Origin of the sequence: Agromyces binzhouensis, from assembly GCF_004135055.1 — a bacterium.
GTDB classification, from domain to species: domain Bacteria; phylum Actinomycetota; class Actinomycetes; order Actinomycetales; family Microbacteriaceae; genus Agromyces; species Agromyces binzhouensis.
Genome location: NZ_SDPL01000159.1, coordinates 1 through 6,688 on the forward strand (window position 1 = coordinate 1; position 6,688 = coordinate 6,688).

Below are 6,688 nucleotides of genomic sequence, written 5' to 3' on the forward strand. Positions count from 1 at the left end.
CCGGCCCCGGCGAGCCAGCCCGCCCCCGACGGGCAGCCCGGCCCGGGCGCGCCGGGGCCGAGACACGACGAGGGGCGGATGCCACGTGGCATCCGCCCCTCGCCGTCTCAGGAGGAACTGCGGGTCAGTGCCCGCCCGACCGACGCTTGTTGTAGACGTCGAACGCAACCGCGAGCAGCAGCACGAGGCCCTTCACGGCCTGCTGCCACTCGATGCCGATGCCCATGATCGACATGCCGTTGTTCAGGACACCGATGATCAGACCACCGATGATCGCGCCGCCGATCGTGCCGACGCCGCCCTGGACGGCCGCGCCGCCGATGAACGCCGCCGAGATCGCCTCGAGCTCGAAGCCGTCGCCGGCCTTCGGTCCCGCGAGGTTCAGGCGCGCCGTGAAGATGAGGCCGGCGAGCGCCGCCAGGAAGCCCATGTTCACGAACAGCCAGAAGTCGACCCGACGGGTCTTGATGCCCGACAGCTCGGCCGCGTGGCGGTTGCCGCCGATCGCGTAGATGTGACGGCCGAACACGGTGCGGTTCATCACGACGCTGTACACGAGCACCAGCACGCCGAGGATGATCAGCGTCACCGGGATGCCCTTGTACGACGCGAGCGCGTAGGCGAAGAACCCGATCGCCGCCGAGATCAGCACGAGCTTGGTGATGAACCACACCAACGGCTCGACGTCCTGGCCGTACTTCACGCGGCCGCGGCGGCTGCGCACCTGCTGCACGACGAGGATCACGATCGCGAGGGCGCCCACGCCGAGCGTCAGTGGATCGAGCTCGAATTCGCCGAACACGTTCGACAGGAAGCCGTTGCCGAGCGCGCGGTACTCGGTCGGGAACGAGCCGATGTTCGCGTTGCCGAGCACCACGAGCGCGAGGCCGCGGAAGATGAGCATGCCGGCCAGGGTCACGATGAACGCCGGGATTCCGACGTAGGCGATCCAGAAGCCCTGCCAGACGCCGACGAGCGCGCCGATGCCGAGCGAGAGGACCACGGCCAGCCACCACGGCAGGCCCCATTGGACCGCGAACACGCCGGAACAGGCGCCGACGAACGCGGCGACGGATCCGACCGAGAGGTCGATGTGACCGGCGATGATGACCATCACCATGCCGATCGCGAGGACGAGGATGTACCCGTTCTGCACGACCAGGTTGGAGATGTTCTGCGGCCTCAGCAGGATGCCGTCGGTGAGGAAGGCGAACAGCACGACCACGGCGACGAGGGCGATGAAGATGCCGTTGCGGCCGAGGTCGCTGAGCACGTGGCTCAGTCGCTCGGTGAACTTGTTGTCGACGGGGTTGATGTTGCTGCCCGCCGCGTGGGTCTCCTCGGTTGCGGGAGGGTTCGGATTCGACATGGTGTCTCCTGGGGGTGATCCGTCAGCCGCGGGCTAGCGGGGCTTTTCCATGGTCATGAGCTTGAGCATCGACTCGGGCGTGGCCTCCTCGACGGGGAGCTCGCCGGTGATGCGACCCTCCGAGAGGGCGTACACGCGATCGCAGATGCCGAGGAGTTCGGGCAGCTCCGACGAGATCACGATGATGCCCTTCCCGGCGGCGGCCAGTCGGTTGATGATCGTGTAGATCTCGTACTTCGCCCCGACGTCGATGCCGCGCGTGGGCTCGTCGAGGATCAGCACGTCGGGGTCGGAGTAGATCCACTTCGACAGGACGACCTTCTGCTGGTTGCCGCCCGAGAGCTTGCCGGTCTTCACCAGGACGCTCGGCGCCTTGATGTTCATCGACTTGCGGTACTCGTTGGCGACCGCGTACTCCTCGTTGTCGTGCACGAGGCCGTACTTCTCGAGCTTCTTCAGCGATGCCATCGAGATGTTCCGCTTGATGTCCTCGATGAGGTTCAGGCCGTAGGTCTTGCGGTCCTCGGTGGCGTAGGCGATGCCGTTCGAGATCGCCTCGGCGACCGTGCGGGTCTTGATCTCCTTGCCCCGCAGGAACACCTTGCCGGTGATGCGCGAGCCGTATGAGTGGCCGAAGAGGCTCATCGCGAACTCGGTGCGACCGGCGCCCATGAGGCCCGCGATGCCGACGATCTCGCCCGCGCGCACGTGCAGGTTGACCTTGTCGACGACGACCCGGTTCGAGTCCTGCGGATGGTGCGCGGTCCAGTCCTCGACGCGGAGCAGCTCCTCGCCGAGGTTCGGCGTGTGGTCGGGGTACCGGTGCTCGAGGTCGCGACCGACCATGTCCTTGATGATGCGGTCCTCGGTGACGTCCTGCTTGGCGATCGTCTCGATCGTCTTGCCGTCGCGGATGACCGTGACCGTGTCTGCGACCTTCTTGATCTCGTTCAGCTTGTGGCTGATGATGATCGACGTGATGCCCTGCCCCTTCAGGTGCAGGATCAGGTCGAGCAGGTGGTCGGAGTCCTCGTCGTTGAGCGCGGCGGTGGGCTCGTCGAGGATCAGGAGCTTGACGCGCTTCGAGAGGGCCTTCGCGATCTCGACGAGCTGCTGCTTGCCGACGCCGATCTCGCGGATCTTGGTCGTCGGGTTCTCCTTCAGGCCGACCCGTGCGAGCAGCTTCGACGCCTCGAAGTTCGTCTGGTTCCAGTCGATGAGGCCGCCGGTGCCCTTCTGCTCGTTGTTGAGGAAGATGTTCTCGGCGATCGAGAGGTACGGGCTGAGGGCGAGCTCCTGGTGGATGATCACGATGCCCTTGGCCTCGGAGTCGGTGAGGTCCCTGAACTCGACCTCCTCGCCCTCGAAGACGATGGCGCCGTCGTAGGTGCCGTGCGGGTAGACGCCCGACAGCACCTTCATCAGCGTCGACTTGCCTGCGCCGTTCTCGCCGCAGATCGCGTGGACCTCGCCGCGCTCCACGCCCAGGTTGACGTTCGCGAGCGCCTTGACGCCGGGGAACGTCTTCGTGATGCCGCGCATCTCGAGAATGTGGTTGGTCATCCCTTGCTCCTGCTCCATTGCCGGTGTGGGGCCGGCCGAGTGGCGGATGCCGCGGCCGGGACCTGAGGCGAGAGTACTCCCGTCGCAGGTCCCGACACGCGGTACGTCATCCGTTCGGGATCAGCGGCTGGTTCAGCCGTTGATCTCCTCTTCGGTCCAGTAGCCGGAGTCGACCAGGACCTCGGTGATGTTGTCGGCCACGACGATCTCCGACTCGAGGAGGTACGAGGGCACGACCTTCACGCCGTTGTCGTAGTCGCTCGTGTTGTTGACCTCGGGCTCCTCGCCGTTCAGCAGGGCGGTCGCCATGTCCACGGCCACGGCCGCGAGGTTGCGGGTGTCCTTGAAGATGGTCGAGTACTGCTCGCCGGCGATGATCGCCTTGACCGAGTCGAGCTCGGCGTCCTGGCCGGAGATGATCGGCCACTCGTCGCCGACCGAGTAGCCGGCGTCGGTGAGGGCCGAGATGATGCCGCGCGAGAGGCCGTCGTACGGCGAGAGCACGGCGTCGACGGTCGAGCCGTCGGAGTACGTCGAGACGAGGATGTCCTCCATGCGGCTCTGCGCGACCTCGCCGTCCCAGCGGAGGGTGGCGGCCTGCTCGAACTCGGTCTGGCCCGACTTCACGACGAGGGTGCCCTCGTCGATGTAGGGCTGGAGCGTGTCGATGGCGCCGTTCCAGAAGAACGTGGCGTTGTTGTCATCGGGCGAGCCGGCGAACAGCTCGATGTTGAACGGTCCCTCCGGCGCGTCGGCGGCCTCGGTGCCCTCGAGGTCGGTGAGGCCCAGGCCCGCGAGGAGCGAGGTGGCCTGCTGGACGCCCACGATGTAGTTGTCGAACGACGCGTAGTAGTCGACGTTCTCCGAGTCGCGGATGAGGCGGTCGTAGGCGATGACGGGGATCTCGGCGTCGGCGGCGTTCTGGAGCACCTCCGAGAGCGTGGTGCCGTCGATCGAGGCGACGATCAGGGCCTCGGCGCCCTTGGTGATCATGTTCTCGATCTGCGAGACCTGCGTGGGGATGTCGTCCTCGGCGTACTGGAGGTCGACCTGGAAGCCCTGCTCCTCGAGCTGCTCCTTGACGGCGTCGCCGTCCTGGATCCAGCGCTCCGAGCTCTTCGTGGGCATCGCGACGCCGATGAGGCCGCCGTCGCCTTCTCCGCCGCCGCCTCCGCCGCTGCCGCCCGAGCACGCGGCGAGCGCGAGCATCGAACCGGCCGCCAGGGTGGCGAGGAGCACCTTCTTCGTGGTGTTCACGGTGTGTCCTTTCACTGTGTGGTCATGGACGTCGTCGTCTTGGTGACGTTTCGGATCCGGCCTCGTCCATGACGACCGGCTCCCAGCGGCATCCGTCGTGACCTCGGATGCCGCAAGCTCTTCAGTTTCGTTTCGCCTTCGTCCGGCTCGGGCCGGCCGCCGCCGTCCCGACCGCGGCATCCCGACGTGCGTCGGAGGCCTGTCCGTAGACGTTCTGGTACCGGTCGTAGAGCCGGTCGATCGAGTCCTGCGGGATCGGGATCAGGGGGCCGGCCTCGCGCGCCAGGTGCACGGTCCGCGCGACGTCCTCGACCATGACGGCGGCCTTGACCGCGTCCTTGGCGTTGGCGCCGATCGTGAACGGCCCGTGGTTCTGCATGAGCACCGCACGCGACCGGTGACCGCGGAGCGTCTCGACGATGCCCCGTCCGATCGAGTCGTCGCCGATGATCGCGAACGGCCCGATCGGGATCGGCCCGCCGAACTCGTCGGCCATGGCGGTGATCACGCACGGGATCTCCTCGCCGCGCGCCGCCCACGCCACCGCATACGTGGAGTGGGTGTGCACCACTCCGCCGACCTCGGGCATGTTCCGGTAGACGTACGCGTGCGCCGCGGTGTCGCTCGACGGCGACCGATCAGCGCCCGGGGTGCCCGGGATGACGTTGCCGTCGAGGTCGCAGAGGATCATGTTCTCCGGCGCCAGGTCGTCGTAGCTCACACCCGACGGCTTGATCACGAACAGGTCGGCGCCGGGCACGCGACCCGACACGTTCCCGCCGGTCCACACCACCAGCCCGTACCGGGTCAGCTCACCATGCAGGCGAGCGACATCCGCACGCGTACGGGCGATCGCGACCTCGATCTGCGGTCCGAAGCTCGTCATGCGGCGACCGCCACTGCGGTCGGGGCGATGGCGATGACGGATGCCGCGTGGCGCGCGGCGCGCGTTCCGGCGGTGCCGATCTCCGCCCGCGTCCCGGTCGATCGTGCGCCGCGCCGGGGAGCGGCCGGGCTGGTGGGCCGGCCGGGGGCGGTCGTGTCGATCACGCGGGACTCCTTCGTCGTGTGCTGCGTCGCCCGGAGGGGCGATGTGGAACGTCCTGCGATGTGACGCTCCATGTGACCGTTCACATCGCGAGTCTCATGTTAGCCACATGTTTCGCGCGTCTGTCAACTGACGAACATCACGGAACGGTAACGCCGTTCTCCAGCGGGTCGACCGCAGCGGTCGGGCTCAGAACGCCGGGGCGCCCACCGAGTCCCGCACGATGAGCTCGGGCACGAGCGTGCCGCGGTACTCGGGCGCGGCGTCGTCGAGGTCGCCGAGCAGCAGCGCGACGCAGCGCCTGCCGAGCTCGGCGAAGTCCTGCCGCACGGTCGTGAGCGGCGGCCAGAAGTGCGCGGCCTCGGGGATGTCGTCGAACCCGATGATCGACACGTCGCGAGGGACCTCGAGTCCCGCATCGCGCACGGCGTGCATGACCCCGAGCGCCATCTGGTCGTTCGAGGCGAAGATCGCCGTGAAGTCCCGCACCGTGAGCAGCTCCCGCCCGGCGTAGAAGCCGAAGTCGGCCGTCCAGTCGCCGAGGATCGGCGCCGTCGTCGGCACGTCCTGCGCGCCCATCTCGTCGAGGAACCCGCGCATGCGCGCCTCGGCCTCGATCCAGTCCTGGGGGCCCGCGAGGTGGTAGATCGACCGGTGGCCGCGCTCGATCAGGTGCCGCGTGGCCAGGCGCGCGCCCGCGATCTGGTCGACCGACAGCGTGTGCTCCGGGTCGCGCCCCGTCGACTGGAGCGTCACGTAGGGGACGTCGATCGACAGCTGCGCGAGCGTGTCGAAGACGCGCATCTGGGGGGCGATCACGACGAGCCCCTCGATGCCCTGGGCGCGCAGGTGGGCGAGCCCGTCGGCGATCGACACCGCGTCGGAGGACTCGATGTTCGCGGTGCTCACCCAGTAGCCGGCGGCGCGGGCCGCGGACTCGATCGCGGCGATGCTGGAGGCCGGACCGTAGTGCGTGCTCGACGCCGAGAGGATGCCGAGGGTGCGCGAGCGGCTCGTGACGAGCGCGCGGGCGGCGCGGTTCGGCGTGTACTGCAGCTCGGCCATGACGTCGAGCACGCGCTGCTTGGTCTCGGGCCGGATGCTCGGGTGGTGGTTGAGCACGCGCGAGACGGTCTGGTGCGAGACGCCGGCGACGCGCGCGACATCCCGGATGCTGGGTGCGCGCCCCTTCGGCGGCTCCTGCGACGGCTCTGGCACGGTGACCTCGATCGGTTTCGGCATGTTCACGGTCACACATGCCGCGACACCATTATGCACATGCTCGCGCGGAATGTGACGGTCACAATGTGACCGTCACATGAACTCCGATCCCGCGCGGGCGCTCGCGACGGGGCGTATGCCGTTCGGCGCCGCTACTCCCCCGGCGACGGCGCCGACGCCGACTCGCCCGCCGGCGTCTCGGCGCCCTCGGCGCGCCGTCGCCACCCATC

General features: G+C 68.2%; 6 protein-coding genes. All 6 read right to left on the bottom strand.

Features of this window, described 5'->3' with window-relative positions; translation table 11 throughout:
• Nucleotides 1-124: 124 nt before the first annotated feature.
• The 6 genes from mmsB to ESO86_RS09340 all read right to left on the bottom strand — a co-directional run bounded on the left by mmsB (nucleotide 125) and on the right by ESO86_RS09340 (nucleotide 6,479).
• Nucleotides 125-1,369 (bottom strand): multiple monosaccharide ABC transporter permease, encoded by a 1,245-nt coding sequence (gene mmsB, locus ESO86_RS09320; protein WP_129234648.1) that lies wholly within the window; start codon nucleotides 1,367-1,369, stop codon nucleotides 125-127.
• 33 nt (nucleotides 1,370-1,402) lie between these two features.
• Nucleotides 1,403-2,932, bottom strand: a complete 1,530-nt coding sequence (gene mmsA / locus ESO86_RS09325; RefSeq protein ID WP_129234649.1) for a multiple monosaccharide ABC transporter ATP-binding protein — start codon at nucleotides 2,930-2,932, stop codon at nucleotides 1,403-1,405.
• Nucleotides 2,933-3,064: 132 nt separating this feature from the next.
• On the bottom strand, nucleotides 3,065-4,141 hold the full coding sequence (gene chvE / locus ESO86_RS09330; RefSeq protein ID WP_129234652.1) for a multiple monosaccharide ABC transporter substrate-binding protein: 1,077 nt from the start codon (nucleotides 4,139-4,141) through the stop codon (nucleotides 3,065-3,067).
• A 169-nt stretch (nucleotides 4,142-4,310) separates the two neighbouring features.
• Complete coding sequence (locus tag ESO86_RS09335; RefSeq protein WP_129234650.1) at nucleotides 4,311-5,075, bottom strand: L-ribulose-5-phosphate 4-epimerase; 765 nt, start codon at nucleotides 5,073-5,075, stop codon at nucleotides 4,311-4,313.
• Nucleotides 5,072-5,239 carry a hypothetical protein gene (locus tag ESO86_RS18770; RefSeq protein ID WP_165307578.1) on the bottom strand — a complete coding sequence of 56 codons (168 nt, stop codon included), beginning with the start codon at nucleotides 5,237-5,239 and terminating at the stop codon, nucleotides 5,072-5,074. The genes ESO86_RS09335 and ESO86_RS18770 overlap by 4 nt, the downstream gene beginning before the upstream one ends.
• A 187-nt stretch (nucleotides 5,240-5,426) precedes the next feature.
• Nucleotides 5,427-6,479 carry a LacI family DNA-binding transcriptional regulator gene (locus tag ESO86_RS09340; protein WP_129234651.1) on the bottom strand — a complete coding sequence of 351 codons (1,053 nt, stop codon included), beginning with the start codon at nucleotides 6,477-6,479 and terminating at the stop codon, nucleotides 5,427-5,429.
• Between the last annotated feature and the right edge of the window lie 209 nt (nucleotides 6,480-6,688).

Excerpts from the sequence above, each read along its gene's own strand:
- mmsB (WP_129234648.1), bottom strand. The coding sequence starts at position 1,369 with ATGTCGAATCCGAACCCTCCCGCAACCGAGGAGACCCACGCGGCGGGC.
- mmsA (WP_129234649.1), bottom strand. The coding sequence starts at position 2,932 with ATGACCAACCACATTCTCGAGATGCGCGGCATCACGAAGACGTTCCCC.
- chvE (WP_129234652.1), bottom strand. The coding sequence starts at position 4,141 with ATGCTCGCGCTCGCCGCGTGCTCGGGCGGCAGCGGCGGAGGCGGCGGC.
- ESO86_RS09335 (WP_129234650.1), bottom strand. The coding sequence starts at position 5,075 with ATGACGAGCTTCGGACCGCAGATCGAGGTCGCGATCGCCCGTACGCGT.
- ESO86_RS09340 (WP_129234651.1), bottom strand. The coding sequence starts at position 6,479 with ATGCCGAAACCGATCGAGGTCACCGTGCCAGAGCCGTCGCAGGAGCCG.